Consider the following 25109-nt stretch of genomic DNA (forward strand, 5'->3'; position numbering starts at 1 on the left):
GCTGGTCCACTCTTATTTAACTTCCCCTTTTGTCTCTAGATTCTTATTAATAATTAACCCTGTAATTACATCATAAGCACGAGCAAATTGGTAATCTTTTTTGTATAATTCAGATAATTCGTTATCTTCTTGTTTGTTATTTTTATCTTTTGTTTCTTTTTTACTATCTTTATTTTTGGATGAATTATCTTTTTCAACATCATTCTTTAAATAATTTTTTAAAGAACTTTCAGAAAAACGTTTATCTATTTTTTTAACTTCCGGATATTCTACTTTTGCTGGTTCAATTATAATATCAGGCTCTATACCATCTGCTTGAATAGAACGACCGCTTGGTGTGTAATATTTAGCGATAGTAAGTTTTACAGCTGCTCTTTGATTAATTTGAGTCAAAGCCTGAACTGAACCTTTACCAAAAGATTTAGTCCCAAGTATTATCGCTCTTTTATGATCTTGCAACGCTCCTGCTACTATTTCTGAAGCTGAAGCAGAATTACCGTTTATCAGGACTATCATAGGAACTTTTGGAGCTTTCAGTGAAAACTCATTTGCTTTGGTTTCAGTATCGATCAAGTTAGCTCTACCTTTTGTCGTTAATATTATACCGGAATCAATAAAGTAATCACTAACAGCAATTGCCTGTTCTAGTATACCTCCTGCATTATTACGTATATCGAGAATAATACCTTTAATATCGTCTTTACTTTCAGATTTGAGCTTCTTTATTGCTGCTTTCAATTCAGAGATTGTTGATTCGTTAAAAGTAATAATACGTATATAAGCAATATTATTTTTTTCTAAATGTGCTTTTATTGGGTTCATTTTCACTATTTCACGAGTAAGCTCTATATCTTGTGGTTTCACCTCATCGGCTTTTATAACTAGTAATTTAACTTTAGTCCCCGGCGTACCTCGCATTTCTTTCACGGCTTTGTTAGGACCAATTGTAGATACTAATTCGTTATTCACCCCGACTATGTAATCCCCTCCTTTTAGACCAGCTTTGAATGCAGGCAAATCATCAATAGGAGATATTATTTTTATAGCCCCGCTATCATACATTATGGTAACTCCAATTCCGCCAAACTCACCTTTAGTAAATGTAAAAATATCTTCAAAATCCTCACCTGTGTAATAACCTGAATGCGGATCAAGCGAATTTAACATGCCGTTAATCGCTTCATCTATCATTTTTTGTTTATCTGGTATTTCTACGTATTCTTTTTCAACACGTTCAAATATTTCCTGAAATTGCTTATAAGCCTCTTCGTTTGTTATTTTATTTTCAGGCTCTTTTGTTTCTTCTTTAGTAGCGGCAAATACAGAAACAAAATTTATAGTAAAAAATAATGCTATAATTAAACGTAAATACATAATACTCCATTTTTATTGTCATCCCGTCATTGCGAGGAGAAACTGTAAGTTTCGACGAAGCAATCTTAGGAGTCTTGTACTACTGCCTTATGAGATTGCTTCGTCGCTTCGCTCCTCGCAATGACGCTTATCTTAAATATCCAGCTCGTTAATAATCTTATCCATTTTAACTAAAGCTTGCTCATAAATAAATTGGAATCTTTTTTCCGGCTTTTTGCCCATTAAATCATCTACTATTTTATCAACATTTTGAAAATCTTCTAAAGTAACTTTTAGAAGTGATCTTTTTTCTGGATGCATGGTAGTTTCTTTTAACTGCATAGGCATCATTTCACCGAGTCCTTTAAATCTACCAACTTCAATTTTAGCTTTACTGCTCTTGGATAATTTATCTGTTAGTTTGGCTTTTTCCTCTTCATCATTTGCATAATAAGTTTTATTAGACTGAGTTAAGCGATAAAGTGGTGGTTTTGCTAAATATAAATGTCCATCTTCTACTAATTTTGGCATTCTTAAAAAGAAGAAAGTCATTAATAATGAAGCTATGTGAGCACCATCAACATCGGCATCAGTCATAATAATTATTTTCTCATAACGCAAGTTTTCTTTTTTATAATTCTTCATACTACCGCAAGCAAGAGCTATTTCTAAATCTTGTATAGCTTGGTTATTAACTATCTTTTCAAGCGTAGAGCTTGCAACATTTAAGACTTTTCCCCATAACGGCAATACCGCTTGCGTTTCTCTATTACGTGCTTGTTTAGCTGAACCACCTGCCGAATCACCTTCTACAATAAACAATTCCGTACCTTCTGGTGAAGTTCTTGTGCAATCAGCAAGCTTACCGGGCAGACGTAATTTTTGCGTAGCATTTTTACGAGAAATAGTTTTTTCATTTTTCTTATTTAATCTAAACTCAGCAATGGCTATAAAATGCTCAAGCAAATTATTAGCTATGGTTTTGTTGCTACTAAGAAAATGGTCAAAATGATCTTTTATAATATTTTCCGCAGGCTTGCTTACACCTTGAGATACTAATTTTTCTTTAGTTTGCCCTTGAAAAGTAGGCTCAGCTATAAAAATAGATAGTACAACGCTTGCAGTTTCTAAAATATCTTCGATAGCTAGATTAGCGGTTTTTTTATTCCCAACCATTTCACCATATGCTTTAAGTCCGCGTAGTAAAGCAGATTTAAGACCTTGTTCGTGAGTTCCGCCTAAGGGTGTTGGGACAGTATTACAATAAGATTGAATAAATGCCGAGCTGTCATTATTTTGCCAGCAAATTGCCCATTCAAGCTTTATGCCGTCTTGCTCTGATTCAACATTCCCAGAAAAGATTTCCGTCGTAATTAAATCATCTGGTGTTATTTTTGAGCTTAAATAATCTTTTAAACCATTTGGGAAGTTTATTAATGCTTTCTTAGGTACATCGCTAGATGCTTCAATTTCACACTCCCATTCTATAGTAACACCTCGATATAAATAAGCTTTCGATCTTGCCAGTTCATAAACTTTTTTAGGATTAAAATGTATCTTGTCACCAAAAATTTCTGGATCAGGGATGAAGTTTATCGATGTACCTTTTAGCCTTTTAGGTGCTTCTTCACATATTAATTCGGTTAATTTTTCACCTTTTGCATAGCTTTGCTTATATAATTTACCCTGCTTATACACTTTAATTTCTAGATGTTCTGCCAAGGCATTAACTACCGATACTCCAACACCATGCAACCCGCCAGCAGTTTGATAAACATTGCTTGAAAATTTACCGCCAGAGTGAAGCGTAGTTAAAATAACTTCTAATGCTGATTTGTTAGGGAACTTTGGATGATTATCGATAGGGATTCCACGACCATTATCCGATATGGTTATACTGTGATCCTGATGCATTTTTATCGTGATAATGCTTGCAAAACCGGCGACAGCCTCGTCCATAGAATTATCAAGTACCTCAGATACTAAATGATGCATAGCATTTAAGTCTGTGCCACCAATATACATACCGGGTCTTTTACGAACAGGCTCAAGCCCCTCTAATACTTCAATATCTTTTGCACTATATGTATTATTAATTATCTTAGTTTTTTTTTCTTTGTTGAAGCTAAATAGATCGCTCATAAGTTAGAATTACGATTAAAAAAGAATTTCTGATACTTCTTTAAATTAAACTATTTAGTATAGAAAAGCAATTAGGGTTTGAAGAAAATATATAATTAATAATAATGTAAGACGAGTATTAGTAACCCTTAGCTTTGGTCAGCATACATGCTATATTAGTGTTTCCTCGTGCTAGGGCGATATCTAGAGGATATTGACATTCAGAGTTTAAAGTAGAAATTTTGATGCCGCGTATTACTAAATATTTTGCTAGATAATAATTATCTTTATAAACGGCAGCGGTAAGTAATGTATCACCTTTATTATTTTTTTCTTGTAATATAGGGTAAACATCAAGTAAAACACGTAATTTAGAAAGGTTATTTCTATCGATTGCTCTAAAAGAATTATCTATTGCACTACAATAAGATAAGGTAGCGGTAATATCTTTTTTCTTATTTAGATCGTTGTCATATTTAACAAGACTTTCTACAGCTTTTCTTCTATCAGCATTTGCTATCCATTCTTCTTTTTTCTGGAATAGCTTAATATATGAATATATATCCATCTGATCTAAAGTAGCCTGCTCGGTTAACTTACCAAGTATAATATCATCATCAGGCAATAATAACATTTGGCTTTCATCTTTAGCAAATTTCGTTGCTGATTCCGTTAGTTCTGTATTTACGATATTATCTTGCTTCTTAACAACTACATTTGAAGAACTTACTGAAGTGCTTGTATTTTGTGGCTGTATCTGTTTCTGATTAGCTGGCACTGAATTATTAGCAGCATTAGTATTATTAGAACCTTGATTCTGATTTGCAGATAACACTTCCACAGGCTTTAATGGAGCATCCCAATCTTGCTTTTTCGGCAAATTCACATCAGCAGTAAATGTTTCTTTCGAATTATCAGTTTTGGCTGAAGAATCGGTTGTATTTGGCATTGTTGCAGGCGGAACTACAGGCTGTACCGCCGGTATAGGCGTATTACTAGGTGCAGTTGGTGCTGCCGGCTGATTAACTGTAGGTACAGGCGTATTAGGCGTAGATGGTGTTGCCGGTACAGGTACAGGAGTCGTTATTGGCGGTGTTACTACGTCACTTGCTGTAGGCTGATTAACTACAGGAATAGGAGTAGCTGGCATTACTGTTGGTGCAGGAGCTACCACTTGAGGAGGTGGTGGTGCAGTTACATTATCTTGCTGTTCATTCGCCTCTGGTGGAGGAGTAAGCTTTATATATTGATGCGTAGGCGGCAGAGCAATAGGTTGATATACTTGGGTACGTGGTGCAGGTGGTACTACATAGCTACCTGGACGAAGAGGCGGATTAGATATAAGAGAGCCAGCTACTTTAAGCTCCGGCTGTGCTTCTTCATTATTTGCAGTATTAGGCAAAGGCGTACTATTTGCTTCTTTTTCACTAGAAGCTGCCCCATCTTTCGTATCATCATGAGAAGCTAAATTTGCATTAGCTTGATGAGTCTGATTACTTGCACTAGGTAATGTTGCATTACCCATATCTATAAAAGGCTCAGATGCTTCTTTTTCACTATTCGTATCACTATGTGAAGCTAAATTCGTATTAGTTTGATGAGTCTGATTACTTGCACTAGGTAATGTTGCACTACCCATGTCTATAAAAGGCTCAGATGCTTCTTTCTCGCTATTCGTATCATTATGCGAAGCTAAATTCATATTAGTTTGATGAACCTCATTATTTGCACTAGGCAATTGTACTTCGTTTTTGTTAGGTTCTTGTGAAACTAATTTATCACTTGGCTTATCTGGTTGTGCTTGCGGTTTAGGCAATGGTTTTTTTTTTGGTGATTTATGGAAAAACTGTTTAATCTTATCGAAAATGGACATAGATGATCCAGAGTCAGAAGTAGGCTGCTCATCTTTACTTTTTATATCAGAATTTTGTGATGGCATAGGTAATGGCGGCGGTGCAGCAGCATAGCTTTGCAACGTGGCTAGGGATAGACTTATAAAAAATAATATCCTGCATAATTTATTTAACATATATTTCCCTATTAAATAGTTATTTGAGTTTATCATCTTGTAGGAGCTTTAGCTGCGTGGCTCAATTTTTCAGTCATTGCGAGGATCGAAAAACGCCCTCGGTGTCATCAACTATGTTTTAAATTAAAAAGAAGAGATTTTAATTTAGCATTAGCGATGACAATAATTTTACGCATTAAAGCGGTAAGAGCGACCATTTTCTTTTTACCATTGTTAATGAGTCGCTCATAAAAGAGTCTTAAACCAGAAGTCTTGCTATTACGGGCTGACATAGCAGCAAGGAATAGTATAGGCTTGACTCCTGCTCTACCATGTCCTACCTTTCTATATCCTTGATATTTACCACTATCATTAGCTTTTGGAGCAAGCCCTGCAAGAGAAGCAATCTGCCGTCTTGTTAACTTCCCTAACTCCGGTAATAATATTAATAACTCAAAAGCAACTATATTACCAATGCCATTTATCTCTTTCAATATCTCATGCTTTGCTTTTAACAGCTGATCTGATGATATAATCACTTCTACCTGATTAGTAATCTCTGTAATTTGATTACTTAAAACATCTATCATATTTATACAGCTATTTTTAACAAACTTATCTGTATTTGCTTGTTGTAATCTATTCTTTTCGGCAACTAACATTTGCTTTAAATCATTCCGTCTTTGTACTAACCGAAATAATTGTATATTTTGTTTTGATTCAGGCTTAAATACTTCAAGCTTATCTGCTCGCTCCTTACCATATAATCCTAATGCTTTAGCATCTAACTTATCTGTTTTTGCACTATTACCATATGATCTGATAAAATTCTTTACCTTTCTTGCATCTGCTCTATGTACTACATAACCTCTTTCACATAAGCTATACAATAACTCTAGTTCATATCCGCCTGTTGTTTCAACTACAGTTAGAGAGTTTGCTAAAATATCCTTATTATCATTAATAAATTCAAATATACCGGAACTTGTATTCTCATATTCTTTTGTATCTTTTATGCCCTCTATTCCTACTACAAAATTATATTTTCCTATATCAATTCCTATATGTTTGTGATATTTTATCATATGTACCTCGAGATTTTATATTGTTTAGGATTGTAATCGGGCGTGCTTATCGCATCCCTTCCAACTATTCAAACTTCTCGAGAGTCGGGCTATAGTACCTTGATGACTCCGGTCGTATAAAACCTACTATACCGTGACGGTCGCTTACGCCCGCTTAATACCCTATATCATTATATAGGGTATTAACACTCTCTTATAAATGTTTATATTACATTTATAACTTATATTATATCACTTTCTTTTCTTACAATACCGTGGCTTGCTAACTAGATCCAGAAAATAATAAAAAATACTAATTTTATTAGTATTTTTAACTGGCTCTAGTTCATAAATCACGGGATGACACAGAAAAAATTGATCTACGCAACAATGCCGCCACAGATTAATAATTGTTACTTTCTACTATTCTGCACTAATTTTTTTATTTCACTCTCTACTAATTCTTTTACAAGCGAAGGTAGGTTTTTATCAAGCCATGTTTTAAGCTCCGGCTTTAACATTTCGATTACTAATTCTTCAAGAGCATTTTTAGATGAAACATTATTATCTAAATTTTTATCTTTAATAGTTGAGGTGAAATTTTTTAAAATATCATTTATTTTTTCAGCAGATTTAGTTGATATTAACTCCTCTTCATCTTGGTCTATTATTTCTGTTAACTCAAGTATATCTTCGTCTTCATTGCTTAAATTTTTACGCTCGTTAATCACTCCTTTGACAGATTTTAGAATGTCTTCTATCGACATATCTTGGCTTTTCTTGCTTTCCTTACTCACTTAGAAACCTATAAACATTTTCTTTTTAATAGTCTTAAATTCCTCTTCAGGACTGAAATATTTTACCTTAAGCTTTAAACTTTGAGCAGTTAACTCCCCAGTTAATGATTTCATTTGATATGCACTAAGTATAGAAGCTTTATAAGCATCAACACGTGTTATTTTTGCATCATAGAGTTTTTCTTCAGCACTTAAAACATCTAACATTGTTTTAGAACCTACTATTTCCTCTTGTACTGTACCATCATAGGATATTTGAGCTGCCGCTACTCCTTGATCCGCTGCAATAATACGAGATTTTGCTGCTTCAAACCCTTCCCATATGCTTATAACATAAGCCTGGGTTTGTCTTATCACACTATCAAGCTGTATTGCACTATTTCTTGTTTGATTTTTAGCTGATCTAATTTTTGAATATTGAGCTCCTCCATTTGGATAAATAGGGACATTAACAGATAACGTAGTAGTAACACTTCTAGTATTTATTTGTTGAGTATTTAAATTTTGTGGGTTGTAATTAGTTTTACCAGATTGTAATTGCACACTTACTTGCGGTAATAATCTTCCTTTTTCTACTAACTCTTGTGCCTTTGCTGAAGTTACGCTATGTTTTGCTGAATCAATCTCAGGATTTAAATTAACAGCTCTTTTTGTTAGCTCATCTAATGAATTTGGCAATCCTTGAGGTAAAATAGGCATAGCTATGTCAGTAGGTTCTATACCAAATACTCTTATAAAGTTTGCTTTTTTTGCTTGGAAATCAGCATAAGCAGTTAACTTATTCGTTTCTGCTGCTGCAAGCCCTGCTCTTGCAGTTGCTATATCAATCTCGGTTGCTTCACCAAGTCTTAATTTTTCTTCTACAGTGTTTACTTGTTGGATATTAGTACGAACTCTACTTTCTGAAATATCATATTTCTCTTTACTTTCAAAATAATCAAGATAAGCACCGATTAAGTCTAATAATACTTTTTGCTCACTAGAATAATATTGACCACGTGATGCTCTAAAAGCTGCTTGTGCAGATCTAAGAGCAGCAACATCTGAACCACCATTAAATAAAGATTGTTGAATTGTTAATGCTCCTTGATTATTGTCTATTTCTGGCGGGTTACCAGCTAATTGAGCATATCTTTTATTAGTATATTTGGTTTTACTATTATTTCTGTTAACACTCAACGATGCACTAGGCATAAATCCTGAAAAAGCTTGAGGAAATTGCTCAATAGAATTAACAAATTTAACTCTTGCAGTCTTCAGATCATTGTTATTTTTATATCCTTCTGTTAAAGCTTCTTGCAAATCTATTGCAATAACAGGAGAAGTTAGTAATAATGAGAAAATAAATATAGTTAACTTACGCATAAATTTTTTAAATGAATTGATAATATGGTAGTGAGATTAGTTTAATCTTTCAAGAATATAGCTATTTTTAAGTTAGATAATATAATATTATGTAACAATGTTAGCACGTAATATAACAAAAATTAATTCTAAGGGCAATGATAACTATTTTATATTTCATTTTTCTACACAAAGCGTTACAATTAATTAACAATTGATAATAAATAACATATATGCCTAATACTCTCATCAATTTTTCGCACTTTGTTGGTTTAAGTAAAGAACAAGAATCAGAGTTACTAAACCTCTTAAAAAGATTACATAGTTTTTCTGGTTCTTTAAAAACTAATCTAAAAGATTTAGAAGCAGATATTTTTAGTATTTTAAAAAGCTCTTTAAAAGAATTAGCCCAAACTGAAAATTTAGATTTAGAGAAAATAGAAAAACTTTTTAACAAAACAATAAAAACATCTCTTAGTGAATTATCAAAAGCTTTAGATAAAACTTATCAAGATCAGTTAAAGACAAAAGATATATTTCTATTTGATGGAATTATCGTAGAAAAATGTTTAAGTGTTTTAGAACAAGTCCTAAAATTTCAAAAAGAATTAGATGAAGTTTATCCGGGTGCTTCTAAGAAAATTATAACATCATTAGAAAACATATTAGTTGCTGTAATTGCAACTCAACTGCCTATTCTTTCAACGTTCATAAAAGCAAGCGGTATACTTGAAAAAGTCAATAATCTCATCGATCACGAAAAATTATTGCCAAAAATAAAAAAATGGCATAACGATATTAAAAATATGCAACAAGAAATAAGGGATAATAAAAACCTTAAGGATGTTTATAAAAAAGCTGAACAAGTTGCCGAAATTTCAGAAATATCCAACGAACCTGTTAAGAAAATTATTGAGGTAGCAAAAAATCCTAATAATCAATCCTTGTTAGATTACGTGATAGAAGCTAACAAAGCTATACCGCAAACTACTAAAGAAGTAGAAGAAAAAATATCAAAAATAAAAAGTGATGTAGAAAAAGCACTTCCTGAAGAGATAAAAGATGAAAAACTACATTCCATCAAAAATACTATTAGTGATAGATTAAATAGTACAAAAACAGAATTATTAAAAGCAGCAAACCCTGAAACTCCTTTTGTTGATAAAATAACTTCTTTATTTAAAGCAGCAGAAACAGCTACCAAAATTGCAAGTGATGTGAAAAAAATAGCAGGAGTAATACCGGGTGGACAAAAATTAGAAAACGTTATAAGCGGGATAATAACAACTAACCTAATACCTAAGCCGATTTTAACAATAGCTAAATTAGCTCCTGAGGTAGCAGAGTTAGTTAAAGTAGGTAAGGCAATAATTACAGTGCTTTCCAAATCACAAAACTTAAATCAAACACAAGGCAGGTCAAAAAGTGCTTAATACTCATATTTTAATTGCTATAGGATGTTTAGTAGTATTAGTAATATACTTAATATATAAAACAACATCACGTAAAAAAAATATTACGACTTCCGGAGAAAATAATTCTGAAGAAACTTTTGCTCTTAATAGCAAGAATCAGGATAATAAAAAACTCACCTTACAAAAACGAATAGAATTATCTTGGAAATTTCTTTATGACATTACAGAAACTATTCTCAATAAATTTACTAAAGATGATATAACTTTAGTGAATAAATGTGGTCGTGTTTTACTTGAAAACGGAGCACGCTATGAACATATAGTTGATCTGGCAATCCCTCGTGCCAAATCTCATACTCAATCTGTAGAACAAGAGCAAACTAAAGGCAAAAAAACTTTAGGGGTGTAATTTTTCTACCTTGAAAAAAGCAGCTACTCGACGTATAAACTACCTATAAAAATAGAGTCTATTCTGTTTACTCTTCATTTATTAGCGATATACAATCCTTGTAAATATTTTTTTAAAAGATATTATTAGAAAGTTATAGTTAAAAATAATTGCAATTAATGAGCAAATTAAAACAAGGAACATTTATCACTTTTGAGGGAGGGGAAGGAATTGGCAAATCCACCCAATGTCAAATGTTATATGAATATCTAAAATCCCAAAATATTCCCGTAATTCTAACCCGTGAAGTTGGCGGAACTAACGTAGCCGAAAAGATGCGTGAGATTCTAGTGCATACTGATTTATTGCCAATGTCTGAATTACTACAAGCTATGGCAGCACGTTATGACCATATGGTAAAAAAAATTATACCGGCTTTACAGGCAGGGAATATAGTAATATGCGACCGATTTATTGACTCAACAGCCTGCTATCAAGGATTAGAGCTAGAAAATGGTATAGAACTTGTGTATAATCTGCACAAAGATTTAATGCCGCCTCTTATGCCGGATCTTACCTTTTTTATTGATGTAGAATCTTCTATTGCCATTGAGCGGGTAAATTCACGAAATATGAGCAATAAATTTGACGTAAGAGGGTTAGATTTTTACAATAAAATTTATGATTGCTTTAAAGGATTAAGTAAAAAATTTCCTGAGAGAATAGTAACAATTAAGGCTTCTGATCTTAATCCAGAACAAGTACACGAGTTAATAAAAAAACACTTAAATTTAATATGAATAATACCTACTATATTACCACTCCCATATATTATGTTAATGATGTCCCGCATATTGGGCATGCTTATACCAGCGTTGCAAGTGACGTGATTGCCCGCTTTATGCGTCTTAGCGGTCATGAAGTCATGTTTTTAACCGGCACTGATGAACATGGGCAGAAAGTAGAAAAAGCTGCTATTGATAAAAATATTGATCCGCAAAAATTTACTGATCAGACTTCTCAAAGTTTTCGTCATCTTATGACTGCCATGCATATTTCAAATGATGATTTTATCAGAACAACGGAAGAAAGGCATAAAAAAGCAGTAGCTATATTTTGGCAAAAATTACTAGATAACGGTTCTATCTATGAGGGTTTTTATGAGGGGTGGTATGCCGTTCGTGATGAAGCTTTTTATGATGAATCTGAGCTAACAGCGGACAAATTAGCCCCAACCGGTGCAGCGGTGGAATGGGTTAAAGAACCTAGCTATTTCTTTAATCTCTCAAAATGGCAAGATAAATTGCTTGAGTTTTATGAAGCAAACCCTGATTTTATCAGACCTATATCAAGACGTAACGAGGTCATCAGCTTTGTTAAGTCAGGTCTAAAAGATTTGTCCGTATCACGCACCACTTTTAACTGGGGTATCAAAGTCCCAAACGATAATAAGCACGTGATTTATGTGTGGCTTGATGCACTTGCTAATTATATCTCAGCTCTTGGCTATCCTGATCAAAATAGCAATTACGGCAAGTTTTGGCCAGCCAATTTACAGGTAGTCGGTAAAGATATTCTACGTTTCCATGCCGTTTATTGGCCAGCTTTCTTAATGGCTGCTGAAATTCCGCTACCTAAGACAATTATGGCACATGGCTGGTGGACTAATGAGGGGCAGAAAATTTCTAAATCACTTGGTAATACTATTGATCCGATTAAGCTGATAGAGGAGTTTGGTGTTGATCAGGTTAGATATTTTTTAATGCGTGAGATAACATTTGGAGCGGATGGTAACTTTGCCCGCAGCAATCTAATTACCCGTATTAATAGCGAATTATCTAATAAGATCGGTAATTTATTGCAACGTACTACTTCTTTTGTTTATAAAAATAATGATGGCAAAGTGCCAGCAATCACGCAAGATGCAATTAATAAAATATATGAATTACCGCTTCTAAAAACAGCAATTAATTCTGCCAAACAGAATATTTTGTTAATGGAAAAAACCGAGATTAACAAGATTCTTGATAATATTATTAATTTAGCCGAAGAAGCAAATATTTATATTGATAGCGAAGCTCCTTGGAATTTGAAAAAAACAGACCCTGAGAAAATGCTAGAGGTGTTATATGCTCTGCTAGAAACTTTGCGTTATATCGCCGTAATGCTTCAGGCTTTTATGCCAAGTTCTGCCGGTAAAATGCTTGATCAGCTAGGGGTAAACACAGAAGAGCGTTTATTTAAGCATTTATCGCTTGAGTTTGCTTTAACATCAGCTAGCGATATTCTAGAACCGGTTATAGTATTTCCAAGGTTTGAAGAGTAATTTTTTACGTGGTTTCTATGCCATTTCTGATTATGCGTTGCATGGATCATGGATCGGAAAAGTGTACAATGTCATTCCCGTATAGGCACATGAGTGTCAACTTAAGGAGTGATGTCATCTAGTTGCTTGTCCACGGGATCCAGAAAAAAAGCCTAAATACAACAAGTTTTTAAAATTAAAAGCTCGATTTTATCTCGCTTTATACTGGATCCCGTGGACAAGCAACTAGATGACACCGAACACATTTTTCGATCCATGCAACAATAATACTAGGACATGAATTGATCCTTAAGTTGACACCCATGTACCTACGCAGGAATGACATAAGCCGTAACACATTTACTAAAAACACATATGCTAATAGATTCACATTGCCACCTTAATTTACTGAAAGATGTAGAAATAGACGATATAATCAAACAAGCTATAGAAAATAATGTGCAGTACCTACAAACTATTTCCACTAAACTTGATGACTTGCCGGTTATTTTAGAAATAGCTGAAAAATATGAAAATGTTTTTGCATCTGTCGGTGTGCATCCGTGTGAGGTGAACGGTCATTGCGAAGCACTACAAGTGCTGAAGCAATCTCAGGAAATTTTAATGAGATTGCCACGTCAAGGCTTCGCCTTTCCTCGCAATGACGCTGCCACAATTATAGAACTTACTAATCACCCCAAAATCATTGGAATAGGTGAAACTGGGCTTGATTATTATCATGAGCCTTATGATAAAAAACTACAAAAAGATTCCTTATTACATCATATAGAAGCCGCTGCTATAACAAAGTTACCGCTTATTGTTCACACGAGAGAAGCAGACGATAACACTATAGATATTTTAACCTCGGAAATGCGTAATAATAAATTTCCTGGGTTAATACATTGCTTTACTTCCTCAAAAAAGCTAGCAGAAAAAATGCTAGATATCGGTTTATATATTTCAATGTCAGGTATTATAACTTTTAAAAATGCAACTGATTTGCAGGAAATAGTTAAATATGTGCCGCTTGATAGATTACTGATTGAAACCGATGCACCTTATCTAGCCCCTACCCCTATGCGTGGCAAACAAAACGAACCGGCTTTCGTTAGATATGTTGCCGAGAAAGTCGCCGAACTCAAAAACATCACCTCCAAAGAAGTAGCAAATGTTACTACTAATAACTTCAAAACATTATTTTCTAAATTTACAAATTACCTAAATTCTAGTGATTAATAATTAAAAGTTGAAAATTTTTATTAACTAATATATTATTTTTAGTAGTATGTTAATATAATTAATTTCAGTAATTATTATGGAATTTAATCGTAAAAATGCAATTATCAGTTTTTTAGAAGAACGTGCGGAACAAAAATTCACTCCTTATGACATAGCTAAATGGCTTGTAGCAAATTACCCTGAAGAAGCTGAACGCAAAGCTACTACAAGTAAGAATAAGCAAATAATAAAAGCAAGAACTTTAGAAGAAAAAATTAAGGAAGTTACAAAGGCTTATGCAGCTAAAATTAGTAGAGGTAGGTTTGATGAGTGGAGATCGAAACCTAACATCAAAATAGATTCAGAGCCTCGAGTAAGTTTGTATTACACTAAAAACCCTAGTCACCTAATTAATGACGAAGAAGTAACAAACCTTAAGAATAAAGTAAATAAAGACAATAGCATCACAGAAGAAAAGCGTATGAGATACTTAAGTCATATCTTGATGTATTAGGTATCCATAATATGCGTATTAATCATACTTTCTCTTCAAATAAGCATGGAGTCGGAGGAAATATATGGTTACATCCTGACTGGGTAGGGATGGAAGTTCTTAACAAAAACTGGAGTCCATTAATTAAAGATTGTGCTAAATATTATACAGGAAAACAAGCAAGATTATGGTCTTTTGAAGTTAAAAGGGAAATAAACCGTAGTAACGTAAGAGAGTCTTTTTTTCAGGCTTTATCAAACTCCTCATGGGCTCATTACGGTTATTTGGTTGCACCTATACTAGACGAAACTAAAGCTGACACTAAGAATGAGCTAGAAATGTTATGCACTAGACACGGGATAGGTTTTATTTTATTAAATGTAGACTTCCCTGAAGATAGTAAAAAATTAATTCCTGCCAGAGAAAGATCTGAAATAGATTGGAATATGGCTAATAGGTTGGCAGAAAAAAATAAGAATTTTGAAAATTATTTAAATAAAGTAGATATATTTTGTCAAAAACCTACAAAAGAAGTTCTAGAAAGTATATGGTATAATATTAATAAACTTAAAGAAATCCCAACAAAAACTAAAAAGAAAAAATAACTAAAATATTTTCTTATTAGTACCGGATAATTATTAAAAAAGAATTCGTCATTGCCAGGATATGCATAGCTAAGGGCGTGGCAATCTAGAAAAAATAATAAAAAATACTATAATTTAGTATTTTTTATACTTCCTTGCTTCGTCAATTATTTCATAATTTCCTCATAATGACAGATAAAACTATAGTCAATTCTATTGAATTTTGTGACAGGCTTGAGGGTAGATCCTATAATAATAGGCGAGACGACGAGCGACCTGCTACATACGTTCAAATCAGTTTACTATACATTGCACTTAAAAGCTTATAAAATTAGATTGACTTATTTAAAGTTTTGCCTAGAATCATTTTGGAGCAGTGAATAGCTGTTCTGGGGTTTAGAAGCCTTTTGAAAATGTGGTGAGTATCTACCATTAACGATACTATCCTCAACTATGGTTGGGGTGGCAATAGCATATGTCCAGGGTTTAAGGTGCATACCTTAAACCTAAAAGCTATTGCAAACTGTCATTTTCGGTTTCTTCTAACTCCCCAACCACCATAAAATATTTTGTGGTGGTTAATACTTGAATAATTTAAGTTTAAAGGATATTAAACCGTTATGAACAATATTGTAGAAAAAAGAATAGCTCTTATTGAGCCATATTTAGATTTTATTATTAAAAGCGAAGAATTATTGCGTGAAATTTATCCAAATGGCTTGGATAGGGATTTAATGATAGAATTTATTTTAGCTAAGAAACCTTATAAATCTTATGCTTATTATACTCTAATTCGTAGTTTATTCAAATCGCCATGCAATAAAATTATACTTATAATTGATAAACAATTGCTAAAATCCTTTCTGGGTTTATTTCGCTCTATTATCTTTGGTACGTTATCATATCTCAAATTAATTAAAATTTTTATCTATGATGAGAATGATTTTGCTCTAGATATAAAAGCCTTAAAAAGCGATGAGAATTACTTCTGGTCTTATAAAATCAACTACTTCAAAAAACTGATTAATGGGGAGTAATTAGATTTGCCCGCATGGATCGAAAAACGCCCTATATGTCATCCCGTGGCTTGGGAACTAGATCCAGTCAATAGAAAGATAAGCATATTAAATTTCTTAAATTAAAAGCTCGATTTTTCTCGATTTTTTCTGGATACCGTGGTCAAGCCACGGGATGACATATAGGGCATTTTTCGATCCACACAACAATGCCCACTCGCAATAACAATTTGATATCCACGCAGACAATGCTTTCCCGCTTCTGCGGGAATGACATTAAGCCTTATTTTGTCTCTTTTATCTTTGAGCTTCAACTTGCTGCACTTCTTGCTCTTGTTGTTTTTTATATTCTTCTGCTTTTTCTTCAATATAATTAAAAAAGAAATAAGTAAAAGTTAAAAAACTAGTTAGAATAATTGCAAGAGTTATTAATATTGCTTTGAGTTGTTTGCGTGAATCTTCTGCTCTTAGTCGTTTCTCTTCTTCATCAATTTCAGATTCAGATAATAATATTTGTTCTTCTGTTGTATTTTCCATGTTATAACTCACAATATGATTTAGTTTTTTAGTAACATAGAAATCAATTCTGTGATTTAAATTAACTCCGCTGTTACTTAACGTATAAATAGACTTATGTTAATGACGGAGCTTAAACATCATTATTTAAAATAAATTAAGGTATATACTTTTTTTTCTTTTAAGAACAGCCTTAAGTACTACTCTTAGAAGAAGATTTTATTATACCTTTCATTTATTAGGGATATATAAGGAATACATAAACAAGTTAATAATTAAACTATTAAATTATAAACATTTATTAGTAAATTGATTATTTTACACTATTTAATGTTGATTTCCTAGCAATTCTGGAATATCAGAGATATAAGCAGAATGATCAAAATAGTTCCCGCTTCCATTTACGTCACTATTACTAATAGTTTCACGATATGAAAGAGGCGAAGCAGCTAATAATACTGCATCATCAAAACAAACTTCTCTATTCTCAGCACAATTTTTAATAAAATTATTAGCTGTATATTCTAATATTGTATATTTTGATGGCTCAGATTCAACTATTTTTTTACACTCTGTATCACCTAATTTATAACCTATTAATGTTAATAAAATGGAATTATATTCATCTTTTGGCTGAGTTAAAAAATCTACTTCATAAACTTTAGCAAGAGTATAACAGGCTTCTGAATTACCTTGCATTACATTTGATTTAAGGTTTTTTAAAATTATAGGCAAAAATACTTGTTCATAAATTTTGTATTCGGATGTTGGGTTTAATTGTGCTTTTAGAAGGGTATTAAATAAAATTTTGGCTTGTTTTAAATTACAAGGCTTTTCTTTACTCACTTCAATTTTCTCCCATTTTCATTACTAATTCTTTTATTTCAGTCATTCTTGACTTATTGGCAACTAAAAGACCATGTATAGTATTGATAACCATAACATTGTCAAGCCCTATCACTGTTGTTACTTTACTGTTAGAACTAATGAAAGAATTAGTAGTATTACTAGTTATTACATTCCCCTCACAGTAATTATCCTTTATGTTTTGTTGCTTCAATTGTAATAAAGAAGACCAGCTGCCAAGATCATTCCAAATAAAATCCGCTTTGACCATAACCATTTGAGAAATATATTCCATTATAGCGTGATCTATCGAAATAGATTCGGCTTCGTTATAAGTTTATTGCTATATTATTTTTAGTTTTTATAGCACTATCATATGCCGCAGCTGCAATTTTAAATAATTGAGGTTGTATACCCATCGCTAAACTTAAGAAAAAATTAATATCATATATAAAAATTCCTGAATTCCAAAAATATTCATTACTATTACAATATCTTTCTGCTTCCTTAAATTCAGGTTTTTCAATAAAATTGTCAACTTGGTAAATATTTTCTGCAACTAAAATTCCTGATTTTATATAACCATATTCGGTATTTACGCTATTTATTGGGATACCGATAATACAAATTCCATATTGCTCAACATAACATAAAGCTTTATTTATAGTATTGAAGTAATTTTCTTCATCTTCTATATGATGGTCCGCCGGTAGTAATACTAACCTATCGAACCCTTGTGCCTTAGCTGACAGAGCCGTAATAATTGCACAAATTGCTGTATTTTTCTGCTCGGGTTCGATAATTAATTCAAATTCTATTTCTATATCTGCTGCTTGCTTTCTAGTAATTTCTTCATATTGGTTAGAGGTAATTATTGTAGGTTTCCCTAAAAATTTATTTCTGATTAAAGTTTGCTGTAATAAAGTTAAATCACCTAATATTTTTTTAAATTGCTTTGGTTTATCACTGGCAGATAGAGGCCATAACCTCTTACCGCTGCCACCTGCCATAATAACCGGCTTTACTTTCATATGATTTCAACTATTGATTGAGTAAATAATGACAGGCTTTATAGATGGCTTTATAAAATAAGTCAAGCTTTTTGACAGCTTTTACAATAAAAAGTGCTTCTTCCTGAGTGTTTAGTCTTAATAATGCTACTAGAGCAGCTTAGGCACTCTTGCCCGTCTCTTGCATAAACCATAAGTTGCTGTGTAAAATAACCTGGTTTATTATCACCATTAACAAAATCTTTAAGAGTAGTGCCGCCAGCAATTATAGCTTTAGATAGAACATTCTTAACTGCTGCAATTAAATTCTTTATCTCATCATCGTTTAAATCTTTTCCAAATTTATCAGGATGAATTTTAGCTAAATGAAGACTTTCAGAAGCATAAATATTGCCGACTCCAACGACAATTCTATTATCCATGAGTAAATTTTTTATCGGTACTTTTTTATTCATTAGCTTACTTTTTAAATATTGAAGCTCAAACGAATCAGATAAAGGCTCTAATGCCAAATTAGCGAAAAAATCTTTCTCCAACAGCTCAGTATGAAAGCTATAAATCATTCCGAATCTTCGAGTATCGTTAAAAATCAGCTTTTCATTATTACTTAAGTTAAAAACTACATGGTCATGTTTTTTGACTTCATAATTATTCGGTTGCAAAGTAAACCTGCCGCTCATACCTAAATGAACTATTAAAGAATGATTATTATTAAAGTCGATTATTAAATATTTGGCACGACGCCTAACATTTATTATATTCGTATTTACGATTTGGTCAGCTAAATCAGCAGATAATTTATAACGTAGATTATCTCTTTTAAACTCCACTTTCTTTATAACAAGCCCTATTAATTTACTTTCTAAAGAGTTTTTTAAAGTTTCTACTTCAGGAAGTTCCGGCATTTTTACTATTATTTTAATAATTTTATGTTTATACTATATCAGATAATTATAAATTATACATATGGAAACTACTTATTCTACTGATGATACCAAAAGCAAAAAAGGTTTTGAATCTGCTTTTGGTATATGGAAAGATATGAAATTAGATAGTTTAGAATATCAAGCTAAATTACGGGATGAATGGATACTCGATGAACTTGAAAATAACATATATACTGCTAATAAATGAAATAGATAGACGAAGTTTTATTTGGAAAAGAGCAAGGCGTCTTGAAGCTGAGAACCGCAGCGTACATTTAGTACGTGAGGATTATCAGCAAAAGACAACGACGCCAATTTTCAAATAAAACGAGTATAAACATGAACCAAACAAATTTTGGATTTAAGAAAATAAAAGCAAACGAAAAACAATCGCTTGTAAATAGCGTTTTTTCTAACGTTGCTGATAAATACGACTTAATGAATGATCTTATGAGCTTTGGAATGCATCGCTTATGGAAAGATGAGTTTATTAGACAAATCCCCAATCTTAACTCTAATATATTAGATGTTGCTAGCGGTAGCGGCGATATTGCTTTGAAGCTTGCTAAAAAAGCGAAAGATAGAGGCAGCAATATATCCTTAACTTTAAGCGATATTAATGAAGAGATGCTAAGGCAGGCTAAGAAAAAATCAATTGATCTAAACCTATTTCAGAATCTTAAATTTACTGTAGCAAGTGCCGAAGAATTGCCATTTCCTGATAATAGCTTTGACTATTATACCATTGCATTTGGGATTCGAAACGTTCCTGATATTAATAAAGCTCTAAAAGAAGCTTATAGAGTTTTAAAACCGATGGGTAAGTTTATCTGTCTTGAATTTTCTAAGGTAAAAGAAAGTTTATTGCAAGATTTCTACAAATTCTATTCGTTTAATGTTATCCCTAAAATCGGTCAAATAATTACCGGCAATAAAGAAGCCTATGACTATTTAGTCGAGAGTATAGATTTATTTCCATCGCAAGACGAGTTTAGAATAATGATTAAAGAGGCAGGCTTTGAAGAAATTAACTATAAAAACCTAAGCGGCGGCATTGTTGCCATCCACAGTGCATATAAGTTATGAGTTGTAATTTTTTTAATCTAGTACGCATTTTTCATATCATTAGCAAAAAACAAATTTTGACTAATACGAATAATGTTAAAATACCTAAAGATATTAGATTTATTGGCTATATATTAGCATTATTTTTTGCTCCATTATCGTTATTTAGAAAACCAAAAGAAGATTACGGCAAACGCTTAATAGATTCCTTAAGTAGCCTTGGACCGATTTATATAAAATTTGGGCAGACGCTTTCCACTAGACCCGATTTAGTAGGAACACAAATTGCAAATTACTTAAGATTATTACAGGATAAATTACCACCATTTGATAGTAAGGTGGCAAGGGGGATAATAGAGAGGGAATTTTTATGTCATCCCCGTGAAAACGGGGATCCAGAAAAAAAATTACTGGATTCCCGCCTATGCGGGAATGACATAGAGGGAAGCGGGATGACAACAATATTCAGCCACTTTCACGATACCCCCATAGCTGCTGCATCGATCTCACAGGTGCATAAGACACAGCTCGCAACAGGTGAGTATGTAGCGGTGAAAATACTGCGTCCTGATATTCATAAAAAATATAATAGGGATATCAGGCTATTATATTTCCTTGCAAAAATTGCTTCAAAATTTTCTAAAGCAAAAAGGCTGAAACCGATTAAAGTAGTTGATAAATTTCATGAAACTATGAAATTTGAGCTTGATTTACGCCTCGAGGCTGCTGCTGCTTCAGAGCTTGCTGATAATATGCGTAAAGATCATAATGTAATAATCCCTAAAATATATTGGGATTTAACATCAGAAAATATACTAACTACGCAGTGGTTAGAAGGCACTTCCATATATGATACTCCACTATTGAAAGAAATGGGGCTAGAGCCTGCAAAAATAGCCCAAAACTTTGCCGTAATATTCTTTAACCAAGCTTATAGAGACGGCTTTTTTCACGCTGATTTACACCCAGGAAATATTTTAGTAGATAAACAAGGTAAGCTAATTTTACTTGATTTTGGTATTATGGGTAGACTTAAAGAAAAGGATCGTTTAGCGGTTGCCGAAAGCTTATTTGGTTTTTTAAATCGTGATTATAAATTAGTTGCCAAAGTACATTTAAGAGCTGGTTACGTCCCTATTAATACCGATTTAGACTTATTTGCTCAAAGTTGCAGAGCCGTTACCGAGCCGGTTGTGGGTGCACCTACTAAAAATATTTCAGTTGGTAAGTTGCTTGCTCATTTATTTAAAATCACCGAGGATTTTGGTATGGAAGTGCAGCCGGATTTATTATTATTGCAGAAAACTTTAATAATGGTTGAAGGGATAGGCAGACAATTAGATGAAAACGTTAATATGTGGCAACTTGCCGAACCTTGGATTAAAAAATGGGCTATCAAAAACTTAAGCCCTGAAGCAAAAATATTACGTCTAGTAAAGCATCATTTAGAAAAATTATATGATAAAGTAGATGAATTAGACTAAAAATCTTGTAATTATTTTGCTAAAGTTATATTGTAAATTCAAATTCATATTATGAAATTGCAAGGATGATAGAAAGAAATTATTACTTAGAATACATCAAAGATTCTTTTTATATATTCCCTATATGTGCCATTCTTGGACCAAGACAGTGCGGGAAAACTACCTTAGCACATAGCTATATCAAGCAACTTAATGATAAAAATTATTTTTTTGATTTAGAAGATCCATCCCATTTAGATCAGCTTAAAAATCCTAAAGCAACTTTAGACCCACTAGATGGATTAATAGTTATCGATGAAATTCAAAGGCAGCCGGAACTTTTCCCTTATTTACGTGTTCTTGCTGATTATTCAAATAAAAAATTCTTAATTTTAGGCAGTGCATCAGGTGAATTACTTAGACAATCCTCAGAATCATTAGCAGGTCGCATTGAATATACAGAACTTACACCTTTTAATTTAACAGAAATAACTGACTTTAAAGAATTATGGCTAAGAGGCGGATTTCCCAAATCATATTTAGCAAAAAATCATGATTTAAGCCTTAGATGGCGTAACAGCTACATTACTAGCTTTATTGAGCGTGATTTACCTACTCTTGGAATAACTCTTAATCCTCATCTAATGAGGCAATTATGGATGATGCTTGCCCATAATCATGGACAGTTACTAAATTATAGCGAACTTGGAAGATCGCTTGGCTTAACTGATATGACTATCAGACGTTATACTGAAATATTAGAGCAAACTTTCATGATTAGACTGTTAAAACCTTGGCATGAAAATATCTCAAAACGTCAAGTTAAAGCACCGAAAGTTTATATACGAGATAGTGGGATATTACATGCGTTACTAGGAGTTAACGAAAATGATTGGTACGTTCACCCTAAGCGAGGTCTATCATTTGAAGGATTTGTAATAGAGGAACTAATACGTAAATTTAAAATAGATGCAGAATGTTTTTTTTGGCGAACACAAACAGGAGCTGAATTAGATTTATTAATTATTAAGAATGGTAAAAAATATGGTTTTGAAGTAAAAAATTCTGACGCCCCTGATATTACTAAATCTATGCATATTGCTCTTACCGATTTAAAATTAGAGCATTTATATGTAGTAACTAGCGGTGATAGTACATATAAAAAGCTTGATAACATAACTGTAATCGGGATTAAAAAATTATCTGCTTTACAATTAGCTTAAATTTGGAATATTTAAACTATTGTAATATAGCAATACTCACAAAGATTAATAAAAATTAAAAAGTAAAGGTTTTAATATGTCTAAGAGCCAGGATCAGGAATCCATTGATAAAATAAAACAACAGCTTGATGAAGAATATCAAAATCTTACTTATCTAGAAACAGGTTGGGCAGCTCTTGGGATCGAAACCGGTAATACAAAATATGATGAATTAAATAAAAAATATTTAGATCTTAATAAGGGTAATTTGGGTATAATACAAACAGTTACCCAGGCTGTTAGTGATGGTGCTAGTGCTTTACAATTTACATGGGAAGCTGCTCAAGTTTTGCCTGATCTTTTAACAGAGTTTAATAACTTAAAAGCTGCCAAGAATGCTGCTGATAGTGCCGGCTCTATTGAAGCGGGTAGCAAAATGATACAAGATGCAGAGTCACTTATAAAAAAATGTGCTGGTATTTTACATTCAGAAAGCATATCAGATAGCTCTAAGGAAGCTATTTTAGAATCTACTATTATTCCCTATGTTCTTACGCCTATTTTAAATAAGCGATTTGGTAAAATAACTAAGAATTTTCAAACTTCCGAAACAGAAAAAATAAATGTATTAGATGGCATAAGCCCTAAATTTATTAGAGAATTATCTACACTCAGAGTAGATATAATATCTAAAGCATTAGAAAGTGATCTAAATCCAAAAGTACAAGGGATATATAAGAATATTAAACAAAAAAATGAATCATCCCAAGCTAATATATTACAAAATATACGTGAGATTATTACTTCAGATCAAGTAAGCCCTGCTCTTAAGAAAGATCTAGTAAATTTTCTAAAAAAGCCTGAGAGTCAAAAAGAAATAGCTCAGTTTGCAGAAAATATAATAAATAATAAAGTACAAAAATTTGCTAATCCTGAATTAATTGTAAATACAGTAGCACTACTTGCAAATTCTAGTGATAAATTCATCGAAAGTGTCCCTGCCGCTATAGATGCTTTGAATCAATTTAAAGCAAATCAGCGTTGGTCTAATACCAACCTAAATATGGATGGATTAGATACTGCAAGTAAAAAAGATTTACTAGCAGCAAAAAAGCCTGAAGTAGTAGAATTGGTTAAAAATGCTAAGATTATTATAGATAATTTATCTCCTGTTTTAGAGAAAGAATTGCCAAAATATTTGAAGGATAATCAAGAAAATATATTAGCTGTTTTAAATAATAGTAAAGTAACGGAAAAAATAGCATCATCAGGAAAAGATCCAGAATTTATACATAAAGCAGCAAAAGCGTCAATGCCTTTCTTACAGGATGCTATGCCATCAATTACTAAAATTGCTAATCTCGCTCTTTCCGATAGTGATAAAGTTGCCGATATAATGCAAAAAAAAGCTGCATTAATTAAGTCACTTCCAAAAGAAGAAAAAAAGGAAGAATTAAAAGCATTACTTAGTACTTTAATAGAAATAAAAAATAACAATCCTGAAATAAATAAAATAATTGAAAAAGATATCCCTAATCTATTAACAACACATGCAGATAAATTAGGACCTGTTGTACAAGAATTTTTAGATACAAAACCAATAGGACAAAAACTAAAATTAGAAGGTAAAAAGTTAGTAGAACTAGCCGGTAAACATGCACCTGAATTAATTAAAATTGCCGATAAGATCAATAAACGTGAATATGGGGGGGTTATAGTACCGGCGTTTAAATTATTAGCAGACCCAAAAGTTCTAGGATTAGTCGCAAAAAGTATAGTTAATTTAGGAACAAGTACAATTAGTAAAAAACCGGTAGGACCACATACAAATAAGGTATTAGAAGAAAGACAAAACAATGTTGGTAAGCAAACTAGTAGAGGAGTATAAAAAATTAATTTTGTTATTATTTTGTTAAAATTATCCTTGTAAATTCAAAATCTCATTATGAAATTGCAAGGCTGATAATAATTT

Annotated in this window: 23 protein-coding genes and 1 pseudogene; 13 read left to right on the top strand and 11 right to left on the bottom strand. The window is 32.4% G+C overall.

The features are described 5' to 3' along the window. Positions 1–12: 12 nt before the first annotated feature. From RBE_RS01195 to RBE_RS01220, 6 genes are all read right to left on the bottom strand, one after another. The gene (locus RBE_RS01195; RefSeq protein ID WP_011476923.1) at positions 13–1374 is read right to left on the bottom strand and encodes a S41 family peptidase; all 1362 of its coding nucleotides are present in this window, start codon (positions 1372–1374) and stop codon (positions 13–15) included. A 132-nt stretch (positions 1375–1506) separates the two neighbouring features. Next, complete coding sequence (parE, locus tag RBE_RS01200; RefSeq protein WP_011476924.1) at positions 1507–3495, bottom strand: DNA topoisomerase IV subunit B; 1989 nt, start codon at positions 3493–3495, stop codon at positions 1507–1509. Between the two features lie 118 nt (positions 3496–3613). Beyond that, positions 3614–5503, bottom strand: coding sequence for an ankyrin repeat domain-containing protein (locus RBE_RS01205; protein WP_011476925.1), 1890 nt, complete (start codon positions 5501–5503; stop codon positions 3614–3616). Between the two features lie 107 nt (positions 5504–5610). Beyond that, positions 5611–6567 carry an IS110 family transposase gene (locus RBE_RS01210; protein WP_011476926.1) on the bottom strand — a complete coding sequence of 319 codons (957 nt, stop codon included), beginning with the start codon at positions 6565–6567 and terminating at the stop codon, positions 5611–5613. A 392-nt stretch (positions 6568–6959) separates the two neighbouring features. Beyond that, a complete protein-coding gene (locus RBE_RS01215; protein WP_011476927.1) occupies positions 6960–7343 on the bottom strand; it encodes a DUF2497 domain-containing protein in 384 nt (127 codons plus the stop codon). Then, positions 7344–8708 carry a TolC family protein gene (locus tag RBE_RS01220; protein WP_011476928.1) on the bottom strand — a complete coding sequence of 455 codons (1365 nt, stop codon included), beginning with the start codon at positions 8706–8708 and terminating at the stop codon, positions 7344–7346. A 212-nt stretch (positions 8709–8920) separates the two neighbouring features. Between RBE_RS01220 and RBE_RS01225 the strand changes: the two genes are divergently transcribed. From RBE_RS01225 to RBE_RS01260, 8 genes are all read left to right on the top strand, one after another. Beyond that, entirely contained in the window at positions 8921–10120 is a 1200-nt protein-coding gene (locus RBE_RS01225; RefSeq protein WP_011476929.1) for a hypothetical protein, read from the top strand. After that, complete coding sequence (locus tag RBE_RS01230; protein WP_011476930.1) at positions 10113–10511, top strand: DUF2660 domain-containing protein; 399 nt, start codon at positions 10113–10115, stop codon at positions 10509–10511. Before RBE_RS01225 ends, RBE_RS01230 begins: the two co-directional genes overlap by 8 nt. Positions 10512–10669: 158 nt before the next feature. Next, positions 10670–11290 (top strand): dTMP kinase, encoded by a 621-nt coding sequence (tmk, locus tag RBE_RS01235; RefSeq protein ID WP_011476931.1) that lies wholly within the window; start codon positions 10670–10672, stop codon positions 11288–11290. Beyond that, positions 11287–12816 (top strand): methionine--tRNA ligase, encoded by a 1530-nt coding sequence (gene metG, locus RBE_RS01240; RefSeq protein WP_011476932.1) that lies wholly within the window; start codon positions 11287–11289, stop codon positions 12814–12816. Before tmk ends, metG begins: the two co-directional genes overlap by 4 nt. A 354-nt stretch (positions 12817–13170) precedes the next feature. Then, on the top strand, positions 13171–14034 hold the full coding sequence (locus tag RBE_RS01245) for a TatD family hydrolase (protein ID WP_011476933.1): 864 nt from the start codon (positions 13171–13173) through the stop codon (positions 14032–14034). 79 nt (positions 14035–14113) lie between these two features. Continuing rightward, positions 14114–14530 (top strand): hypothetical protein, encoded by a 417-nt coding sequence (locus RBE_RS09050; RefSeq protein WP_011476934.1) that lies wholly within the window; start codon positions 14114–14116, stop codon positions 14528–14530. An 11-nt stretch (positions 14531–14541) separates the two neighbouring features. Beyond that, positions 14542–15114 carry a hypothetical protein gene (locus RBE_RS09055; protein ID WP_011476935.1) on the top strand — a complete coding sequence of 191 codons (573 nt, stop codon included), beginning with the start codon at positions 14542–14544 and terminating at the stop codon, positions 15112–15114. Between the two features lie 599 nt (positions 15115–15713). Continuing rightward, the gene (locus tag RBE_RS01260; protein ID WP_011476936.1) at positions 15714–16130 is read left to right on the top strand and encodes a hypothetical protein; all 417 of its coding nucleotides are present in this window, start codon (positions 15714–15716) and stop codon (positions 16128–16130) included. Positions 16131–16406: 276 nt separating this feature from the next. On the opposite strand, the gene RBE_RS01265 is transcribed toward RBE_RS01260, so the two are convergent. The 5 genes and pseudogenes from RBE_RS01265 to mutM all read right to left on the bottom strand — a co-directional run bounded on the left by RBE_RS01265 (position 16407) and on the right by mutM (position 19386). Continuing rightward, the gene (locus RBE_RS01265) at positions 16407–16646 is read right to left on the bottom strand and encodes an RP671a family tick cell line-upregulated protein (protein ID WP_041804611.1); all 240 of its coding nucleotides are present in this window, start codon (positions 16644–16646) and stop codon (positions 16407–16409) included. Positions 16647–16952: 306 nt separating this feature from the next. After that, entirely contained in the window at positions 16953–17471 is a 519-nt protein-coding gene (locus tag RBE_RS01270; protein WP_011476938.1) for a hypothetical protein, read from the bottom strand. A 1-nt stretch (position 17472) separates the two neighbouring features. Beyond that, positions 17473–17766: a mannose-1-phosphate guanylyltransferase gene (locus tag RBE_RS07745; RefSeq protein ID WP_011476939.1), complete on the bottom strand. Its 294-nt coding sequence runs from the start codon at positions 17764–17766 to the stop codon at positions 17473–17475. A gap of 34 nt (positions 17767–17800) precedes the next feature. Then, positions 17801–18496 (bottom strand): annotated as a pseudogene (locus RBE_RS07750) (sugar phosphate nucleotidyltransferase); the annotation flags it as partial. Between the two features lie 68 nt (positions 18497–18564). Then, positions 18565–19386 carry a bifunctional DNA-formamidopyrimidine glycosylase/DNA-(apurinic or apyrimidinic site) lyase gene (mutM, locus tag RBE_RS01285; protein ID WP_011476941.1) on the bottom strand — a complete coding sequence of 274 codons (822 nt, stop codon included), beginning with the start codon at positions 19384–19386 and terminating at the stop codon, positions 18565–18567. Between the two features lie 61 nt (positions 19387–19447). On the opposite strand from mutM, the gene RBE_RS08805 reads away from it, so the two are divergent. From RBE_RS08805 to RBE_RS01305, 5 genes are all read left to right on the top strand, one after another. Further along, entirely contained in the window at positions 19448–19615 is a 168-nt protein-coding gene (locus tag RBE_RS08805; RefSeq protein WP_012152176.1) for a hypothetical protein, read from the top strand. 131 nt (positions 19616–19746) lie between these two features. Then, positions 19747–20493 (top strand): bifunctional demethylmenaquinone methyltransferase/2-methoxy-6-polyprenyl-1,4-benzoquinol methylase UbiE, encoded by a 747-nt coding sequence (gene ubiE, locus RBE_RS01290; RefSeq protein WP_011476942.1) that lies wholly within the window; start codon positions 19747–19749, stop codon positions 20491–20493. Next, positions 20490–21956 (top strand): 2-polyprenylphenol 6-hydroxylase, encoded by a 1467-nt coding sequence (gene ubiB, locus RBE_RS01295; RefSeq protein WP_011476943.1) that lies wholly within the window; start codon positions 20490–20492, stop codon positions 21954–21956. The genes ubiE and ubiB overlap by 4 nt, the downstream gene beginning before the upstream one ends. 65 nt (positions 21957–22021) lie before the next feature. Then, positions 22022–23158, top strand: a complete 1137-nt coding sequence (locus RBE_RS01300; protein ID WP_011476944.1) for an ATP-binding protein — start codon at positions 22022–22024, stop codon at positions 23156–23158. A gap of 76 nt (positions 23159–23234) precedes the next feature. Next, positions 23235–25025, top strand: coding sequence for a hypothetical protein (locus tag RBE_RS01305; RefSeq protein WP_011476945.1), 1791 nt, complete (start codon positions 23235–23237; stop codon positions 25023–25025). Positions 25026–25109: the final 84 nt, after the last annotated feature.

It is taken from the genome of Rickettsia bellii RML369-C (assembly GCF_000012385.1).
GTDB classification, from domain to species: domain Bacteria; phylum Pseudomonadota; class Alphaproteobacteria; order Rickettsiales; family Rickettsiaceae; genus Rickettsia; species Rickettsia bellii.

What these genes read in the sequence shown, in the direction of transcription:
- RBE_RS01195 (WP_011476923.1), bottom strand. Translation starts at nt 1,374, where the DNA reads ATGTATTTACGTTTAATTATAGCATTATTTTTTACTATAAATTTTGTT.
- parE (WP_011476924.1), bottom strand. Translation starts at nt 3,495, where the DNA reads ATGAGCGATCTATTTAGCTTCAACAAAGAAAAAAAAACTAAGATAATT.
- RBE_RS01205 (WP_011476925.1), bottom strand. Translation starts at nt 5,503, where the DNA reads ATGTTAAATAAATTATGCAGGATATTATTTTTTATAAGTCTATCCCTA.
- RBE_RS01210 (WP_011476926.1), bottom strand. Translation starts at nt 6,567, where the DNA reads ATGATAAAATATCACAAACATATAGGAATTGATATAGGAAAATATAAT.
- RBE_RS01220 (WP_011476928.1), bottom strand. Translation starts at nt 8,708, where the DNA reads ATGCGTAAGTTAACTATATTTATTTTCTCATTATTACTAACTTCTCCT.
- RBE_RS01225 (WP_011476929.1), top strand. Translation starts at nt 8,921, where the DNA reads ATGCCTAATACTCTCATCAATTTTTCGCACTTTGTTGGTTTAAGTAAA.
- tmk (WP_011476931.1), top strand. Translation starts at nt 10,670, where the DNA reads ATGAGCAAATTAAAACAAGGAACATTTATCACTTTTGAGGGAGGGGAA.
- metG (WP_011476932.1), top strand. Translation starts at nt 11,287, where the DNA reads ATGAATAATACCTACTATATTACCACTCCCATATATTATGTTAATGAT.
- RBE_RS01245 (WP_011476933.1), top strand. Translation starts at nt 13,171, where the DNA reads ATGCTAATAGATTCACATTGCCACCTTAATTTACTGAAAGATGTAGAA.
- RBE_RS09050 (WP_011476934.1), top strand. Translation starts at nt 14,114, where the DNA reads ATGGAATTTAATCGTAAAAATGCAATTATCAGTTTTTTAGAAGAACGT.
- RBE_RS09055 (WP_011476935.1), top strand. Translation starts at nt 14,542, where the DNA reads ATGCGTATTAATCATACTTTCTCTTCAAATAAGCATGGAGTCGGAGGA.
- RBE_RS01260 (WP_011476936.1), top strand. Translation starts at nt 15,714, where the DNA reads ATGAACAATATTGTAGAAAAAAGAATAGCTCTTATTGAGCCATATTTA.
- RBE_RS01265 (WP_041804611.1), bottom strand. Translation starts at nt 16,646, where the DNA reads ATGGAAAATACAACAGAAGAACAAATATTATTATCTGAATCTGAAATT.
- RBE_RS07745 (WP_011476939.1), bottom strand. Translation starts at nt 17,766, where the DNA reads ATGGAATATATTTCTCAAATGGTTATGGTCAAAGCGGATTTTATTTGG.
- mutM (WP_011476941.1), bottom strand. Translation starts at nt 19,386, where the DNA reads ATGCCGGAACTTCCTGAAGTAGAAACTTTAAAAAACTCTTTAGAAAGT.
- RBE_RS08805 (WP_012152176.1), top strand. Translation starts at nt 19,448, where the DNA reads ATGGAAACTACTTATTCTACTGATGATACCAAAAGCAAAAAAGGTTTT.
- ubiE (WP_011476942.1), top strand. Translation starts at nt 19,747, where the DNA reads ATGAACCAAACAAATTTTGGATTTAAGAAAATAAAAGCAAACGAAAAA.
- ubiB (WP_011476943.1), top strand. Translation starts at nt 20,490, where the DNA reads ATGAGTTGTAATTTTTTTAATCTAGTACGCATTTTTCATATCATTAGC.
- RBE_RS01300 (WP_011476944.1), top strand. Translation starts at nt 22,022, where the DNA reads ATGATAGAAAGAAATTATTACTTAGAATACATCAAAGATTCTTTTTAT.
- RBE_RS01305 (WP_011476945.1), top strand. Translation starts at nt 23,235, where the DNA reads ATGTCTAAGAGCCAGGATCAGGAATCCATTGATAAAATAAAACAACAG.